The following is a 15,398-nucleotide window of genomic DNA, read 5'->3' on the forward strand; positions in this document are numbered from 1 at the left end:
GAACTGAATGCCGGGGAACCGGTCTGAACCGCCAAGTACGAACCGGTTCCCCGAGTGCCGCTCTAAGCGGCGATGTGCATCTCTTCCCCATCCGTCACCGGTTCGGCGACGAACTTCGTCCGACGACGCGGAGCGTTGTCAAGCGCCCGTTGACGCTCGCCATCCCGCTCGATCGCATCGGCGGCCTTGTGGAATTCCTCCGCCAGCCGGCGGAGCATTGTGGCGCTGCCGTGGAATACGACCTCGAAGTTGTCGTGATCCCACGAGCCGACCTTGAGCGAACCGTCACCCGAGGGATACACCCTCGCGTCGGTTGCCGTATCCGTCCGCAGATGGACACTGGTCGTCGCGTACATCGGGAATTCCTGCATGGCAGAGATCCTTTCGAGAGAGGTTCCGAGACCGGAACCGGTGGTTACTTCGCAGCCTTCGCGTCCTTGAGTTCGATCGCGCGGTAAGAGATGCCGTGGTTGCCGTTCTTCTCCCAGGGGACGGCTTCAAGGCCGACCGGGATGACCTGCTGGGTTTTGGTGAATTTCGGCTTCTCCCCAGCGGTCACCACCCGGATGATCTGGCCGTCGTCGTCTTCGTTGCCCTGCTCCAGCGCCAGCACGGCGGTCACCCACTTCGGAGCGCCGTCCTTGTCGGTCTGCTGCTCACCCTTGTATTCCTTCGGCACCGAAGCCTTGGTGACCATGAAGGCCACCTCAGAGGTGTCAACCAAAAGCCTCATCAGCTTTCCTCTCGTTCGTTGTTCCGTCGCCCCGAAGGGCTTTAACTCAGACCGTCTGAGTTGATGCGTCTAACGTTAGACGCATAGCGCATAGCTGTCTACAGGCTTCTCATATTGTGGGAAATATGAGCTGATAGACCGAGGTCTGTCGGGTAAGCGTCAGAAGTGAGAGACTAGAAGCATGGCTACTGAAGAACACGACCGAAAGGAACGGCTGGTCAGCGCCGGAGACTGGCTCAGAACCGAACGCGAGGCACGAGGATGGAGCGGCACGGCGTTCGCGCAGATGCTCGGCATCGGACAGGTCCGCGTGTCCTCGTACGAGCGCGGACAGTACGAGGTCCCCGAGGAGCTGACCAAGAAGATCGCTGAAGTTCTCGACATCCCGCTGCTGGAAGTTCGGCGAAGGCTGGGCTTCTGGGTGCCTGGAGATGCCGACCTGGAGGAACTTCGTCACTACACTGATCCGGCATTGCTGACTGACGAAGCCCTGATCACCGAGCTTGCCCAGCGGGTCCGGCGCAAGTCCACGCGCGAGATCGTCGACGTCTACGGCCGGCGCTCGGAGGTCTCCGATAGCGTCTGGCAGCGTCTCATCGGTTCGGCGCGCACTGAAATCACGTTGGCTGGGTACACCAACTACTTCTTCTGGACCCAGCACCCGACATTCGACCAGACCATCAGGGCCAAGCTCGCAGCCGGCGTCCGTGTCCGAGTACTCCTCGGTGACCCGGACAGCGAGGTCACGCGCCACCGTGAACAGGTCGAGAACGCACCGATGTCCTTGAGCAGCCGCATCAACATGACGCTGAACGCCTTGGAAGACCTGAAGTCGGAGAAGAACCTGGAGGTTCGCTTTTCCGAGCGGAACGCCGAGGCACACGCCCTGCGGTCGGTGTTTCAATTCGACCGCGAAGCGCTCACCTGCGAGAGCATCGGCAACGAGCTGGGGCACAACTGGTTGACCCTGCACCTCAAGAAGCTTGGAGATGACGGGCCGTTCCAGCGCTACATGGAGCACCTGGAATTCCTCTGGGACGGTGCCCGACCCTGGACTACGAACAGCTAAGACCGAAGGAGGGGCCAAGTGACCCGCATCGACCACATCAACGATCCGCTTGCGCCTCCTCCAAACAGTGTCGTGCCCTCAGCAGTGGCCTTCATCGAGAACGATGACGGGCAAGTCCTGCTGATCCGTCGCTCTGACAACGGCGACTGGGCACTACCTGGAGGAGGCCACGACCTCGGCGAAACGATCGAGGAAACCGCGGTACGCGAGGCCAAGGAAGAAACCGGGCTCGACATCGAGATCACCGGCCTTATCGGCATCTACACGAACCCCAACCACCTCATCGAGTACAGCGACGGCGAGGTGCGCCAGCAGTTCGCTTTGAGTTTCCGCGCCTCGGTCATCGACGGCGAGATCGCCACGAGCAGCGAATCAACGGCAGTTCAGTGGTTTGGACAGGATGAGCTGCCCCAGCTACCGGTAAACGACGGGATGAGGCGCAGAATCACCCACGGTTTTGAGCACCTCGCAAAGCCCTACCTGGAATGATCGCTGGCGCTTCCATTCCTCGGATCGCAACACACCATGTCGCCGAGCCCGACTAAGGGTCTGTGAGAACTTTCTATACATCTTCAAGGCGGCCTTGCGGCCGCGTGCGCCGGCTGCGGTCCGTCCTCGCGGAGCTGCGGGCGGTCCTCGCCGGCGCCACACGAAGGACGCCTTGAGAGAGGAGTGCGAAAGTTCCGGCCGGAACCCTTGGCCGGGGGCCCCGGCGGGCGCGCGGGCCTGGTCGGTTGCGGTCGGTCCCTGCGGGCCGACCAGTCGCCGGTCCAGCGTATCGCGCGCCCGCCCCCGGCCAATGAACCCGTCCTCCAGCAATTAACCTAACGACTCGAAGGCCTCGGCTCTCAGAGGTATGAGTTGGCCTAAACGGATGCAGAATACTCGGTGCGAATCCCGCTATCGCAGATATCTCGTCCATGGTGAGACCACGTTGTTTCATGGCATTTCCGATTGCATTTGGCAATTGCGGATGCTCAGGAGGGATTTCATCGCTTCCGGGCTCCTGGATACGCCAACCACGTGCGCTCAAGCTCTTATACAAGTTGGTGCGTTGTCGAACGTTGACTTGCTCTAGCTCGTAGGCCCGCTCGATGAGAGCGGCCATGGAAACACCCCATTCTCTCTTGAGATCCACAAGCTTTCCAATTGTTAGATTCTTCAGCTGAAACCGAATCAATTCTTTAGGCATAAGAAATTCGGCCGCAAATGTATTGGCTTCGGATTCAAGTTCTTGCGAGACGAAATCCGAGTGCAGGCAAAGATGGCCGAGTTCATGCGCCAGGGTCAATCTTTTGCGACATGTAGGAATGCGCGAGTTAATTAGAACGATAGGAATATCTTCGATCCACTGCGAAAGTCCCGATACTCGTGAGGTTTCAAAATCTTCCTCAATAACTATACATCCGGCAGATTCCAGCCATCGAATCAGGGAGCGCACAGAACCGATTGGCATCTTCCAATGCATTCTAGTAAGACGTGCAGCTTCACTAGGATCTACCTCAACGGGGTCGAATCGAGCGATGTGCAGGTTAGACCGAACCGTGACTTCTTCGGCGAGGAGACGGGTGTGCATTCGGTACATATTTAGTTTCGCTTCAAGCTTTCTCCAGATCCCAGGCTTTGCGGTAGCGTGACGTCGCATATGTGCATCGATCGCCATTGCGCCGCGGAGCTGGCTTGAGCTCTTGAGAAATTGCTCAGTAACCTGAAGGGCTTCCGCGAGTTGCGTCAGAACTTCAGGATCGGGGATCCTCTGATCAGTCTCGTATCGAGAAAGTGCGGCCTGAGTAACTCCCGCTCTGGATGCCAATTCGGCTTGAGTAATTCCAAGAGCTCGGCGTGCTGTGGTAATGGCCTCACCGAGATATGACATTTTTAAACTTCCTCCTGCCCGGACACCTGCTCCCCACCAGCTTCAAATTCGATAACTGGCGCGATGGGCTCGGTAGTTGTTCCTGTCGGGAATTGCATGACCTCGCCTGAGAACTGGTTCTCGCCTTCTGCTTCCAATCGAGAATACCAAAGCGGATTATCGATTCCATCTCGCATGGAGATAACAGTGTCCCCGACTTCGCGAGTCTTCGGCCGCCACACGTAACCAAAAGCAAGCCTCACCTCACGCAGCTCGGGAAGGGCCGAGGAGTTTTGTGTCCAGAAGCTCTCGGTGCCGGTCCTCTCTGTGGCGCTGATCGAGCCGTCTCTGTGATGGCGCTTCGCGCGGAGGACGTACTTGCTCCCGACCCAGATTTGTCGGCCGTTCTCACGATCGTCGAGCGAGACACCTTCCACGTCGTCGAATGCCTTCCGGCAGTTATCCCACAGGCGGTCATGGAGCCACAGGGCAAGTCCGACCTCCCCGTGTCCGACGACCCAGAGGGAGTGACCAGTTCGGTACTCATGGTAGTCATGCCGGGTGTCTTCAACGGCCTTCAGCAAGCCCAGGATTGCCTTGTCTCCAAGGCCTTCGATCACTTGCTCGTATGAAAGATGCGAAATCATGCCAGGAAATATACCGCCTCTCATGCCGGGGGCGCAAGGTGCCCCGGCATGAGGATGACCTAAGGGTGTGACACCTCGGCTGCTGCCCGCGCAAATTCGGTCCTGTGCCTGAGGGCATCGCGGGACCGCTGCTCCCTCAGCGCCAAGGTTTGAGATGATGAAGGTATGGCTGAGCGAAGTGAAACTATGGGGCTTCGGGATGGTTTCGAGGCGTTTCTTACCCCCACCAGGGCAGACTATATTTCCGTCATGAAGGACGGGATAGTAGTGCCCGACACTAATGTTCTGCTCAATCTGTACCGGTATGACAAAGAAGCGAGAGATAGCCTCTTTTCAGTTCTTCGAGCCCTTAAGGGGAGTCTCTGGGTGCCTCACCAGGTCGCCGAAGAGTTCTGGCGAAATCGTGAAAGTGTTTTGGGCGATCCACAGAGCTCGGAATCGACAATTAAGGATATTAAAAAGCAAGCTAATGAGCTCGAGCAAACTTTTCGAAGCTGGGTCAATAGAGTCGGGTTTCCGAAGGAGCGCAGCACTGAAATCCTCAGCGGCTTGACAGATTCGACGGAGGCCTTTGTCAAGGTCATTCGAGAAGTGGCCGAGGGAGTTGGTCTTCAGGATGCTGCCGATTCGGCTAAAGATCCAGTACTAAATCAACTACTTGACCTGCTTGAGGGCAAAGTTGGAATGCCATACGAGCTGTCCGTATACGAAGGTAAGTTGAAGGAATCCGAAGCTAGGGCTAAACGCAGACAGCCTCCAGGGTATCTTGACCAGGCTAAGGGCGGAGAACGTGCTGCGGGAGATTTTCTAGTGTGGACGCAGGCAATCGACGAGGTTAAGCGGCGACGCAAGAACTTGCTTATCGTAACTGATGACGCGAAGGACGATTGGTGGAGGAAGCATGAAGGGAAGACTCGAGGACCGCGCCAGGAACTCATTTCGGAGTTGAATAGGCATGCAAATGCGCGACTCTTCATGACGCGGCCTGAGAATCTAGTGAATCTTGCAAAGGAAGCGTTCAAACTTGACGTAAGTGAGAAGACGGTCAAAGAAATTGCGCGAGTCAGTAGAATTCAAGCAGAAATGCAATTTGGCGGATGGAATCTAGCTGCCTTGGAGTACCTCCTTCAACAGCTCATTGAAGAAGGATGGAACGATCAGGAGGCTGTCATTCATGAAGCTGCATATACTGAGGGCGTCGTGAGTCGGGATCGGGTTTACGAGATTTCGGGATTTCCTTCAACGAGAACTCTTAAAGGATTCACACGACCAATTTCGCGCATCAGTACCGACTTGCGAGAAAGCGGTCGAATTCCTGAGGACGCGGTTGAGGTTCTCTTTGCTGAATATGATGACAAATCACCAAACCCTGGGTGGGCATCTGGGTTTCGTCTGCATGAGGACCTGATGCCACTAGTTGAGGAGCTCGACCTCTTGGAGGACGAAGGTAGATAGCGCCGGCTGTCACAGCTTCGGGACCCTTCGCAGACACTGGTTCAAGGCCCTCAGCGGTCCCAGACTTGGGGTGTACAGCAGCAAAGTACAGCAACCGCAGCGAACGAGAATATCTCGGATTGGCTCTGACCGGCCTCGATGCCCCTTCGTTGGCTCCCAACAACCCCCATGCCGATAGTTCGGGACGAGGGGGTCGCAGGTTCAAATCCTGTCAACCCGACCAATGTGATGTATCAGGACATAGGAAACGGTCCGAACCTGCGAAGGTTCGGGCCGTTTGTCGTTTTCAACGTGTGGGTCCTTTGGGTCGGCCGGTGGGCTGGTAGTCGCGGTCTGGGTCGAGGGTGAGGTGGCGGATCAGTTCGCCGGTGGCGGCGTGGACGCCGCGGATGTCGAGGCCTGAGACTGACTCTGGCACTGCGGCCGTGGCGCGTCGGGCGGCATCGGCTGCCTACACTTTGGGCAGGTAGTGCCTGAAGTCCATCCAGGTCTCCAGGCTCCCGTTGCCGAAGACGGCGTTCGCGATCGTCTGACAGTTCTCCAGATGCCCGGCCCCCCAGGGGTTGGGCCGAGAGGCCCCACCGACGCCGAACCGTGCTGGAAGATCCTTCTCATCGGCAATCAGCACGCCCCTCGTCGTCGCCCAGTTCGGCGGCGACCATCAGGCCTACCCGCTCGTCCGGCCACGGGAATACATCCAGACGAGTGACAGTATGCCTGTGTGCTCACTCTGGGCATGCAGGATATTGTTCTGATAGGAATTTTCAGACTTCGTTGGCTCCGTGGAGACTACAACGATGGGAAGGATGTTGCTCTGAGCTTCCCTCCGGCAAGCGGTTCACCGCTTGACCTCTCTTGGACCTTGCCCCACAACAACTGGCAGGGGAATTACGGCGAGGCAGTGGTGAAGTTCATCGTAGCCTCGGCAGGCTTGACCGGGACCAAGCCCGAGATGGATGTCGGGTGGGATCTTCAGGTGGCCGGTGTTAACGACCTTGAAGGAGACATCCCTGAAGCCAGGTTCAAGACCAAGGCCACCCGTGTGGTAGCTGAGAAGAACGGGGATTTGCGATACCGCCTAGAGGTGAGGGACATAAATCATCTCGTGGGGCCGCACCGCGTCCCAAGGTATCTGGCACTGGTGATAGCACCTGAGAACCCGGGGGCGTACGTCAGGGAGGCTGCCGGCATCCAAGTTGCAGAAATTGAAGCGTACTGGGCCTCATTCGAGGATCTGGCGCCAGTGACTGGTGTTGATCCCAAAACCAAGCGGACTGTGTCGGTCCCAAAGTGTAACCTGTTGACCCCGGCTGCTATGCGGGGGCTATGCGCACGTGGTTTGGCTCAGGAGGAGATCGTATGAGCGATGAGCTTGCCTCCATCGAACCTGAGACCCTTAACTCGTATCTTGAGCGTCGGAACTGGTCACGGCAAGGAACACGGCGCGGCGCTATCATTTGGCAGGCCGCAGGTTCTGGGAAATCTGACACTGCGATGCGATTGCTGGTCCCTCCGGCGAGGGTATTCAGTGACGACGATGAACTTGTCGTAGAAGCGATACACAAGCTCGCCAAGTGGGAGGAGCGGGATGTATCGGAAGTGCTGGATGAACTCGCTAATCCCAGCACAGATATGCAGATTTTCAGGACTCACCCACCTTCTGAACCGGGGATCATCTCTCTCGACGGCGGTTTCAAATCGCTGCAAGCAATTCACGATCTCATCAAGAATGCGGGTAGGAGAGTTGCTGAGGGAGATCAGCTACAGTATCAGGGGGCCCGTCCTAAAGTGGTGAGTCGCTTCTTGGAGGATGTTGAGCTCTTGCCGACGAAACCCGGAAGCTATGTTTTCATGACCCGTATGAATCTGCTCCATGAAATTTCGAGTCAATCTCCTCAACCATCTGATCGTGAATCAAGTGAAGAGATTGCAGATATTTCGAACCTCCTTGCCGCTCAGGAACTTCGTAGAGAGATCGTGGCGGTAAATAAGATAGCTCGGGAGCGATTGGAGGGTGGCGACATAGCTGACCCTACTGAGCTGCGCGTCTCAGTGAATGCTTGCAAGGCCCTGGCGGACCTTGGTGGACCCGATCATGATCGCCCGTTCGAAATTGAGTTTGTGTCAGGGTTTGCAAGTCGAATTTCGAAACCTGATACCGAGGTTTCCTTTACTGCGGCGATAGTCGGGGAGGTCTACAAGTTCAGGGGTGAGCTTGAGGAATTGGCTCGCACGGGCAGCGCCACAATTGAAGGTAAGGTTGAATCCCTTGAACGACGGCCTGGTGAATACCCACGGGTTAAGATTGTTGGTGACCGTCTCCTTAAAGGATCGCGAAGGCGCGGTGCTCTCTGGGTGATTGTGGATGATGCGGACTATCACCGTGCCTACGAAGCTCAGCGACAGGGTTTGCAAGTTCGCGCAAGCGGCGAGCTGACATGGATGAAACGCCGCATGGAATTGAGGCTCGGGATTAACGATCTCGAAATTCTGCGGAACAGTTCTCAATCCTGACGTCCTGGCGAACCGGAAGGACGAGCCGTGATAGCAGCCCGCCCTTCGTCTGCAGATGAGGCCAGCGATGGTGGAAGGAGTTCTCCAGCCTGTCCCGCGCCGCAGCGGGAATGAGTAGCCTTCGGAAGTCGTCGATTTGGAACTTGGCTTGGAGCAGTAACAGATCGAGGTCCCACTGAAAGCCGCTCGTCGGTGGTAGATCTCACCGGCGTTGTTTCAAAGCTGACTGCACCTGTTCGTGGTTCCAACCGTTCACTTCTCTGAGTTTGCTGCGGACAGGTGCATCTTGTCGTTGAGTCGGCGAGGCCGATGTGCTGGATGCGGTGGAAGTCGGGATCGAGCGCGATCAGTCGTGCCAGTCGTTGGACGAAGCGGTTGCCGTGAATCTCGAATGACCACAACTAATGGCAGTTGGGACAACGGCGGCGGCCAGTCTTCGGATTGAAGCCGGGCGAGCCGCAGACTTCGAAGACGTATGCCGTGCGTTCGCATACGGGGATTCCAATCCGGTCCCGGTCGGTTCGGGTGAGGATGCCGCGCAGATTCGAGCCCCAGACGTGCCCTGGAAGGAGGTCCGGAGGAGGTGGCCCGGACTGATCTCCGGTTCCTGGATGACAGACCCGGCTGGGGATCGGCGACGGCCATGGTCAACCCGATTCAGCCCTCCATGCGGAGCACAAGGGCCATATAGCCGGGTCAGCCTCTCGGTTCAGCTGATCCGGGACTGGTGCTCTGCGAACCTGCCGTGGCGCTGGTGGTCCAGCTGCCCGATGAACGCTTCGAACCCTTCGAGCTTGTAGGCCCACGCCCCGCTCGATCGCTGCTCCATCTCCACCTTGAAGTCGCGGCCCAGATGGTTGATATGCCTCTCGATCTCGGCGAGGTCCAGGTGCGCGCCTATCCGTCGCAGACGCTCCTCGATCTGGAGAGGTGTCAGCGCCCTGTTCGCAGTTCGGAGAATTCGGTACACAGGGTCGTGGACGGTGTCGGTCGACTCGATTAGCTCCTTCGGCTGACCGGTCTTCGCCAGTGCCTTTCGGATCGCCGTTCCGAGGGCCTTCGCGACCGGTGGCGGGAAGGCGTTGCCTATCTGGCGGTACACAGAGGTTTTTTTGCCGTGGAACTCCCATCTGGAGAACTCCCCGATCCACCCCTGGATCCGCGCGACCATCGCATTGGTCAAGCGTGGCCCCGGCGCGCCCTCGGGCGCCTCCCATCCGGGGCCCGGAGCCGCGTCCGCGACGCCCATGGCGTCAACTCCCAGAAGCGACCACGCCTGCTTAGCTCTTGTCGGGCCAAGGTCTGCTCCGCCGTGCCGTTTCGAACCGCCGACGATCGTCGGCGCGATGCTGTTCGCGGCGGTTGCCCATTTCTCCACGCGTTCAAGCTCCCAGCCGTTCGCGGCCATGAGCTCTTTGAGGAGTTCGCCTACAGTCGGCGGCTCCTTCGAGAGCGGTTTGGGCCAGGTGAAGTACGGTGCGTACTCCTCTTGGAGCGCGACCAGCACAAACCGCGGCCTCAACTGGGAGACCCCGTAGTCGCTGGCGTGGAGCAGTCGCCACTCGGCTATGTATCCGTAGTCGTGGAGCCTGTCGAGGACGTGCTGCCGATAGGCCGAGAACCGGTTCCCGCTCAGCCCTCTGACGTTCTCGAGCATAAGGGCTCTGGGCTTGACACGGTCCGAAAGCTCGACCGCCCATGCGAAGAGGTCGCGCTCGTCGTGCGCGCCCAGCTGCTTGCCTGCGATGCTGAACGGCGGACAAGGGACCCCGCCAGCGAGCAAATCGATCCCCTCGTAGTCCTCGGGTCTCCAGGTCTCAGCAGCAGCGACATCGCCGACGCGGACTACTTCGTCGCCGTTCGGAAGATTCTGCCGGAGCGTCGTGGCCGCGTTGGAGTCGAGCTCGATGGCCAGCCGGTGGTTGAACCCGGCCTTTTCGAGCCCGAGCGACTGCCCGCCGGCTCCAGCGCAGATCTCGACGACCTCGAGTCGCCGTCTCGATCCTGATGCTGGCATGGGCAACCTCTCTAGACCCACGGGCGCTAACGCCTTCCCGCGTCCGTCGGAGCATGTCCGGCACGTAATCAGTGCCTAGTTTGCGTGTTTATGCCCGTCTTCCTGGCGTGGACGGGTCTGCTGCAGTGTAGTCGGAACAGCCGACAACCTTTGCGGAGCGGCTACCCCTGTGACATCACCATCCGCGATTGAAGGCGGTCTGCTACTGCCGGATTCTACGGCTGCTCGATCTTCGATTCGACGACCGCCCTGGCCTCTGAGGGGAGCGCGCAGTAAGCGCTCCATACCCGCTCGAGGTCTGTCCAGCGGCGACGGTCCATGCGGATCCACTCGGCGAGCTCGGACCTTTGGGCCGAGTCAAGGCGGTCGACAATCTCCAAGGCCTTGTCCATGCGCACACGGCTTCCCCTAGCCCCGGTCAGGCAGCGTTTGCAGAGCGTGACGGGCATGGTGGCGACAGTCCCGTCGCTCTGTGCGACTTCCCGGTTCGCAACCGAGAGTACGGCACTGCGCACAGGATCGTCAGGGTAGGACTCTCCGCCTGTGATCCCGCAGGCCCTGCACATGTACCCGTCGTTGGCGAGTGTCTCCTGACGAACCTTTTCGCTGAGCGCCTTCGTTTTCGAGGCGGCGGTCCTGGCTTTCTTATCCCAGACGGGGACGCCGATGCGCACGAGGCGCTGCTCCTCCATCGAGAGTGTCGCGTCCTGAGTGTTGGTGTGTATCACCCACCCGTAGCTCCTGAGGTCTCGGACTCGCCGGTCCGCTTGGGTGACGCCTGGGAATGCGCTCTGGACCTGCTGCTTGGTGAAGGTATTGCCTTCGCCGATGACCTGCTTGAGCCACAGTGCGCAGCGCACCATAGTGCCGGCATTGGATTTGAGCTCTGGGTCGTTCCAGGCCGGTTCTGACATACGCTGCTCCGTTTCATCCGGGGGCGAGGTGTTCGGCGGGCTGTCGCCATCACCTGACATGATGTCATGAAGCAGAAGGAATTCCGTGTCCCATGGAGGGGTCATGCGAGCAGAGCTGGGGCGGCCGGCGCAGGGCGACAAGATCCGTGCGATCGCCGAAGAACGCCAGAAGCAGGCCAAACAAGAGGACGGCGCCAAGATTACGGTCCCGTGGCGCGGTGGCGAGGAGAAGCACCTCTATGTGATCGCAGTGCCGGTCAACCTTCTGTACTTCAATCCCGACACACACCGAGTACGTGCGCAGCGCACGCTCGATCCGAAGAGGGACGCCGTCCTGGACGCGGACCCGTGGGGCGAGGAGGCGCAGGACTACCTCCACCACCTGCTCCGGTGCAAGCCCTCCGACCCGGACAAGGTCGACCCCGACTACCTGGCGCTCAAGGAGGAGCTTGAAGCCTTCGACCAGCGAGAGCCGGGCATCATCACGCCCGATGGCGTCCTCGTCGACGGGAACACCCGCTGCGCAGCGCTGAAGGACCTGGGGAAGGAATACATCCGCGTCGGAGTCCTCCCAGAGGACACCTCTCACGACGACGTCAACAACGTCGAGCTGAGGATCCAGCTCCGCCGCGACAAGCGCCGGGAGTACTCGTACATCAACCAGCTCATGGCCATCGAGGACGAGCTCAAGAAAGGGCGGAAGGAGGACGACGTCGCGAAGGACTTCAACATCAAGGTGAAGACCCTCCAACTCGACCGCCAGGTGTACAAGATGATCGTCGACGTGATCGAGCGGAGCGAGACCCCGGACGGCGGGAGCCTCCGCCTGATCGACTTCGAGGACCACCAGGAGAAACTCAGAGAACTCCAGCGCGATTACAGCAAACTCGCCAAGAGCAATCCCGACGAGGCAGAGCAGTTGAAGGAGTCCCGGCTCGCAGCGCTCTTCCTGAGTTTCCCCAAGACCTCCATGCGGCTGGTCGAGCCGGACTTCTACGACCGCTACCTCGCCCACAGCCTTCCCGAAGATCTCAGGCCAGCCGACGAGCCTGCCGAGGGCGTCGCAATTCCGGGACTTGACGGGGTCCAGGTGCTGGGAGACTCTTCGCAAGTCAAGAAGGTGCGAAGCCTGACCGATCAGGTCTTGCGAGACCTTGCCGCCACCAAGTCCCCCGGCGCTGAGCCGGGGGCCGTGAACGGTGCGCGCGAGCGGATGGCCAAGGCCAACGAAGTCTTCGCCACGGCCGCCAAGCTGGCGGGGCAGAATGAACAGCTCAGGAAACGCCAGGTTGCAGTGCCCGACCGAATCGCGGACGCTGCCGACTACATCCGCCAATGCGAAGCAGAATTCGCAGAGGCGAAGGCGAAAGGCGTCCTTGACGAGGACGCATTCGACGACGCGCTGATTGTGCTTAGGGACCAACTCTCGCGTCTTGCCAAGCACGCAGCGAGAGCCTTCGACACGCCTGGTGACGGCGTCGAGTGGCTGCTGGACTCGGCCCGCAACGTTTAGGGCGGCGGGGATGGCAGAGCACAGCCTTCGACTCGGGTTCGGTGATGACACGGCCCACGTGGTGCTGCGGGCCCGCCCTGGCCGCGAGGACGACCTGCGTCGCCTGGCGCTGCGCTTCAGCAGCTCCGTTCAGCGGTCGGCCACCACCCTCGAGGTGGAGCTCGATGATCTGCTCGCAAATCTGGCGGCGCTCGCGAGTTGGCCTGACAAGTCCGAGGTCGAATGGGCTCCAGCGCTCAAGGCGCTCGTCACGGACTCCACGTCTGATGCGCAGCGCGTGTCCAAACGGCTTGACTCCGCTTCCGACGAGGTCGACTCGATCGACCCAGCGGAAGTCTCCCACTTGCTGGGGCCAGAGTGGACAGGTGCGCTGACGCCGTTCCAGCGAAGGGACATCGCCAAGCTCCTGTCGCTCCGCCACGGCGCAAACTTCTCGGTCCCCGGAGCAGGTAAGACCCGGGTGGGCCTCGCGGTGTTCCAGGCGCTCCGTCGGCAGGGGGCCGTTGAGCGCCTGCTCGTGGTAGGGCCCAAGTCCTCGTATGAGGCTTGGTTCGAGGAGAACGAGGAATGCCTTGCCGAGCCGCTTCGGATGGAGGTGCTCGACGGGCGCCCGGGCGCGGCCGCAGAGGCACTCATCGTCAACTACGAGCGGCTCAGCAGGTCGGTGAACGAACTCGGGCAGTGGCTGGCCGAGACTCCGTCGATGCTGCTGCTGGACGAGGCCCATCGGATGAAGCGCGGCGCGGACGGGATCTACGGTGCCGCTTGCCTCGCGTTGGGTCCCCTCGCCCGCCGCAGACTGATCCTCACCGGCACCCCTGCACCGAACGGCGCACGCGACCTTGAGAGTCTCTTCGGGTTCGTCTGGCCTGGCTACGGACGCAGGACTGTCGTCCAGGCTGTCGCTGGCGGCGACCTGGCGAAAGCGAGCAGGGTGCTCAGGCCCCTGTTCACCCGGACAACGAAGAAGGAGCTTCAGCTCCCGCAGATGGAGCCCAAGGTGCGATGGGTTTCGATGCCTCCGAGGCATCGCGAGGTCTACGACGCGCTGACAGGGCAGTTCTCCGCGCGCGCAGCAGGATACGAATCTGATTTCCAGAGCCTGGGGCGGACGATCGTCTACCTGCTGATGGCGGCGACGAGCCCAGCGCTCCTGTCGGTCGGGAGCACCAGGTATGAGCCGCTCGAGTACCGGGTGCCGCCGCTCGAGGTGCCGGACGAATCGTCGTTGTTCCAATTGATGGGCGATCTCCCCAGCTACGAGATGTCACCGAAATACACGGAAGCGCTCCATATCGTCGCGAGCAATGCCGAGAAGGGCCGGAAGACTCTAGTCTGGTCCACCTTTATCAGGAGCTTGAACACCCTCGAGCGGATGATGGCAAGGTTCTCTCCTGCGGTCGTGCACGGGGGGACCGAAGACAGGGAGGAGCAGATCAAGAGGTTCCGGCACGACGACGACTGCAAGGTCCTCCTTTCGAACCCCGCCACGCTCGGGGAGGGCATAAGCCTCCACCATGACTGCCATGACGCCGTCTATATCGACAGGGATTTCGCCGCCGGCCGCTTCCTGCAGAGCCTCGACAGGATCCACCGATTGGGGCTGCCTCCAGAAACGCAGTTGAATGTCACCGTCCTCGCTTCAGAAGGAACGATAGACGAGGTCGTCGCGCAGCGCCTGGACGACAAGCTGCGATTCATGGGCGGAATCCTTGACGACCCCTCGCTACGTGAACTCGGCGACCTCGGAGAGGACGAACCAGTGAGCGGAGGGCTCGATTCGAAGGACATACAGGCGCTGATGGGACACCTCCGTGGCAATTCCGCCTGAGCCGATCCTTCGAGCTGCCACTCGCTGGCTGGAACTACTGCCATCGAGTGGTGCGGCGAGGTCCAGGGCGATCCTGACTTCGCATAGTGACTTCAGCGACATAACGCCCACACAGTATGAGACCGCCTTCGACTGGCTCGAAAAATCAGGGATGCTAAGAGGCCAGTTGAATGGAGCCGATGCGCGATACTCCGTGCTCGAACGCTCGCTTCTATATGACGCCCCTACTTGGTTCAGGGATGCGGACCTTCTTGTTCGGGGACCCGATGAGCTGCCTGCGGACGCGATCAGAGCTGCGGACGCACTGGGCCTGGGTTTCAGCGAGGCCTACGCCTGTGTGGCGGCGACTTGGGCGAAAGTCGATACTGCCGAACGAAAACGGATCGGTGACGCCGGGGAACTCGGACTGGCGAAACTCATCGAGACGGCGACGACGGCGGACGTCGACCACGTCGCGGCATACAGTGATGGACTCGGATTCGACCTGCTCGTCAAGTGCAGGTCTTCGCAGTCCCATATCGAGGTCAAGTCGACAACGAGAAGTAACAGGGTCACTGTCTACCTCTCCCGCCATGAATTCGAGACGATGAAGCGGGACCGGGACTGGCAGCTAGTGGCAGTCCGACTGGGCGAGCAGCTGCAGGTCCTTGCGGTCGGTACTGTTCCGAGGACCTGGTTGTCACGCAACGCGCCCGCAGATGTAGGCGCACACGGGCGGTGGGAGTCCTTCCGCTTGGAAGTGCCGCCGAGCGAACTCGATCCCGGAATGCCGTCCCTTGCCGGCGAGCTAGTGTCCGACCCCGGCGACCCAATAGTCACTGGCGAAGTCCCATGGAGCGGCTAGCGCGCC

General features: G+C 60.0%; 14 protein-coding genes and 1 pseudogene. 8 read left to right on the plus strand and 7 right to left on the minus strand.

Annotated elements, in window-relative coordinates; genetic code table 11:
• Nucleotides 1–62: 62 nt before the first annotated feature.
• Together ACYVK3_RS15425 and ACYVK3_RS15430 are read right to left on the minus strand one after the other, a co-directional pair.
• Nucleotides 63–371 (minus strand): hypothetical protein, encoded by a 309-nt coding sequence (locus tag ACYVK3_RS15425; RefSeq protein ID WP_460498224.1) that lies wholly within the window; start codon nucleotides 369–371, stop codon nucleotides 63–65.
• 44 nt (nucleotides 372–415) lie between these two features.
• Complete coding sequence (locus ACYVK3_RS15430) at nucleotides 416–697, minus strand: hypothetical protein (RefSeq protein ID WP_460498225.1); 282 nt, start codon at nucleotides 695–697, stop codon at nucleotides 416–418.
• 217 nt (nucleotides 698–914) lie between these two features.
• Here ACYVK3_RS15430 and ACYVK3_RS15435 point away from each other — a divergent pair, with 217 nt between their 5' ends.
• Together ACYVK3_RS15435 and ACYVK3_RS15440 are read left to right on the plus strand one after the other, a co-directional pair.
• Nucleotides 915–1,802, plus strand: a complete 888-nt coding sequence (locus ACYVK3_RS15435; protein ID WP_460498226.1) for a helix-turn-helix domain-containing protein — start codon at nucleotides 915–917, stop codon at nucleotides 1,800–1,802.
• Nucleotides 1,803–1,820: 18 nt separating this feature from the next.
• Nucleotides 1,821–2,291: an NUDIX hydrolase gene (locus tag ACYVK3_RS15440; RefSeq protein WP_460498227.1), complete on the plus strand. Its 471-nt coding sequence runs from the start codon at nucleotides 1,821–1,823 to the stop codon at nucleotides 2,289–2,291.
• Between the two features lie 373 nt (nucleotides 2,292–2,664).
• On the opposite strand, the pseudogene ACYVK3_RS15445 reads toward ACYVK3_RS15440, so the two are convergent.
• Both ACYVK3_RS15445 and ACYVK3_RS15450 read right to left on the minus strand, forming a co-directional pair.
• A pseudogene (locus ACYVK3_RS15445) lies at nucleotides 2,665–3,678 on the minus strand (helix-turn-helix domain-containing protein); the annotation flags it as partial.
• 2 nt (nucleotides 3,679–3,680) lie between these two features.
• Nucleotides 3,681–4,304 carry a hypothetical protein gene (locus ACYVK3_RS15450; protein ID WP_460498228.1) on the minus strand — a complete coding sequence of 208 codons (624 nt, stop codon included), beginning with the start codon at nucleotides 4,302–4,304 and terminating at the stop codon, nucleotides 3,681–3,683.
• A gap of 165 nt (nucleotides 4,305–4,469) precedes the next feature.
• On the opposite strand from ACYVK3_RS15450, the gene ACYVK3_RS15455 reads away from it, so the two are divergent.
• Nucleotides 4,470–5,759, plus strand: coding sequence for a PIN domain-containing protein (locus ACYVK3_RS15455; protein WP_460498229.1), 1,290 nt, complete (start codon nucleotides 4,470–4,472; stop codon nucleotides 5,757–5,759).
• A 451-nt stretch (nucleotides 5,760–6,210) separates the two neighbouring features.
• Here ACYVK3_RS15455 and ACYVK3_RS15460 read toward each other — a convergent pair whose 3' ends face one another.
• A complete protein-coding gene (locus ACYVK3_RS15460) occupies nucleotides 6,211–6,387 on the minus strand; it encodes a hypothetical protein (RefSeq protein ID WP_460498230.1) in 177 nt (58 codons plus the stop codon).
• A gap of 93 nt (nucleotides 6,388–6,480) precedes the next feature.
• Between ACYVK3_RS15460 and ACYVK3_RS15465 the strand changes: the two genes are divergently transcribed.
• Nucleotides 6,481–7,122, plus strand: coding sequence for a DUF4365 domain-containing protein (locus tag ACYVK3_RS15465; RefSeq protein ID WP_460498231.1), 642 nt, complete (start codon nucleotides 6,481–6,483; stop codon nucleotides 7,120–7,122).
• Nucleotides 7,119–8,273: a hypothetical protein gene (locus ACYVK3_RS15470; RefSeq protein WP_460498232.1), complete on the plus strand. Its 1,155-nt coding sequence runs from the start codon at nucleotides 7,119–7,121 to the stop codon at nucleotides 8,271–8,273. The genes ACYVK3_RS15465 and ACYVK3_RS15470 overlap by 4 nt, the downstream gene beginning before the upstream one ends.
• Nucleotides 8,274–8,982: 709 nt before the next feature.
• Here the strand turns inward: ACYVK3_RS15470 and ACYVK3_RS15475 are convergent.
• Both ACYVK3_RS15475 and ACYVK3_RS15480 read right to left on the minus strand, forming a co-directional pair.
• Nucleotides 8,983–10,290 (minus strand): DNA cytosine methyltransferase, encoded by a 1,308-nt coding sequence (locus tag ACYVK3_RS15475; protein ID WP_460498233.1) that lies wholly within the window; start codon nucleotides 10,288–10,290, stop codon nucleotides 8,983–8,985.
• Nucleotides 10,291–10,505: 215 nt separating this feature from the next.
• A complete protein-coding gene (locus ACYVK3_RS15480; RefSeq protein ID WP_460498234.1) occupies nucleotides 10,506–11,204 on the minus strand; it encodes a hypothetical protein in 699 nt (232 codons plus the stop codon).
• Between the two features lie 103 nt (nucleotides 11,205–11,307).
• Here ACYVK3_RS15480 and ACYVK3_RS15485 point away from each other — a divergent pair, with 103 nt between their 5' ends.
• Genes ACYVK3_RS15485 through ACYVK3_RS15495 form a run of 3 tightly spaced genes read left to right on the plus strand, consistent with a single transcriptional unit; the run spans nucleotide 11,308 to nucleotide 15,392 of the window.
• Nucleotides 11,308–12,717, plus strand: coding sequence for a ParB N-terminal domain-containing protein (locus tag ACYVK3_RS15485; protein WP_460498235.1), 1,410 nt, complete (start codon nucleotides 11,308–11,310; stop codon nucleotides 12,715–12,717).
• Nucleotides 12,718–12,727: 10 nt separating this feature from the next.
• Nucleotides 12,728–14,548 (plus strand): DEAD/DEAH box helicase, encoded by a 1,821-nt coding sequence (locus ACYVK3_RS15490; protein ID WP_460498236.1) that lies wholly within the window; start codon nucleotides 12,728–12,730, stop codon nucleotides 14,546–14,548.
• A complete protein-coding gene (locus ACYVK3_RS15495) occupies nucleotides 14,532–15,392 on the plus strand; it encodes a protein NO VEIN domain-containing protein (protein WP_460498237.1) in 861 nt (286 codons plus the stop codon). The genes ACYVK3_RS15490 and ACYVK3_RS15495 overlap by 17 nt, the downstream gene beginning before the upstream one ends.
• Nucleotides 15,393–15,398: the final 6 nt, after the last annotated feature.

This window comes from Glycomyces tarimensis (assembly GCF_054776215.1).

Coding starts and splice junctions, on each gene's coding strand:
- ACYVK3_RS15425 (WP_460498224.1), bottom strand. CDS start 371: ATGCAGGAATTCCCGATGTACGCGACGACCAGTGTCCATCTGCGGACG.
- ACYVK3_RS15430 (WP_460498225.1), bottom strand. CDS start 697: ATGGTCACCAAGGCTTCGGTGCCGAAGGAATACAAGGGTGAGCAGCAG.
- ACYVK3_RS15435 (WP_460498226.1), top strand. CDS start 915: ATGGCTACTGAAGAACACGACCGAAAGGAACGGCTGGTCAGCGCCGGA.
- ACYVK3_RS15450 (WP_460498228.1), bottom strand. CDS start 4,304: ATGATTTCGCATCTTTCATACGAGCAAGTGATCGAAGGCCTTGGAGAC.
- ACYVK3_RS15455 (WP_460498229.1), top strand. CDS start 4,470: ATGGCTGAGCGAAGTGAAACTATGGGGCTTCGGGATGGTTTCGAGGCG.
- ACYVK3_RS15470 (WP_460498232.1), top strand. CDS start 7,119: ATGAGCGATGAGCTTGCCTCCATCGAACCTGAGACCCTTAACTCGTAT.
- ACYVK3_RS15475 (WP_460498233.1), bottom strand. CDS start 10,290: ATGCCAGCATCAGGATCGAGACGGCGACTCGAGGTCGTCGAGATCTGC.
- ACYVK3_RS15480 (WP_460498234.1), bottom strand. CDS start 11,204: ATGTCAGAACCGGCCTGGAACGACCCAGAGCTCAAATCCAATGCCGGC.
- ACYVK3_RS15485 (WP_460498235.1), top strand. CDS start 11,308: ATGCGAGCAGAGCTGGGGCGGCCGGCGCAGGGCGACAAGATCCGTGCG.
- ACYVK3_RS15490 (WP_460498236.1), top strand. CDS start 12,728: ATGGCAGAGCACAGCCTTCGACTCGGGTTCGGTGATGACACGGCCCAC.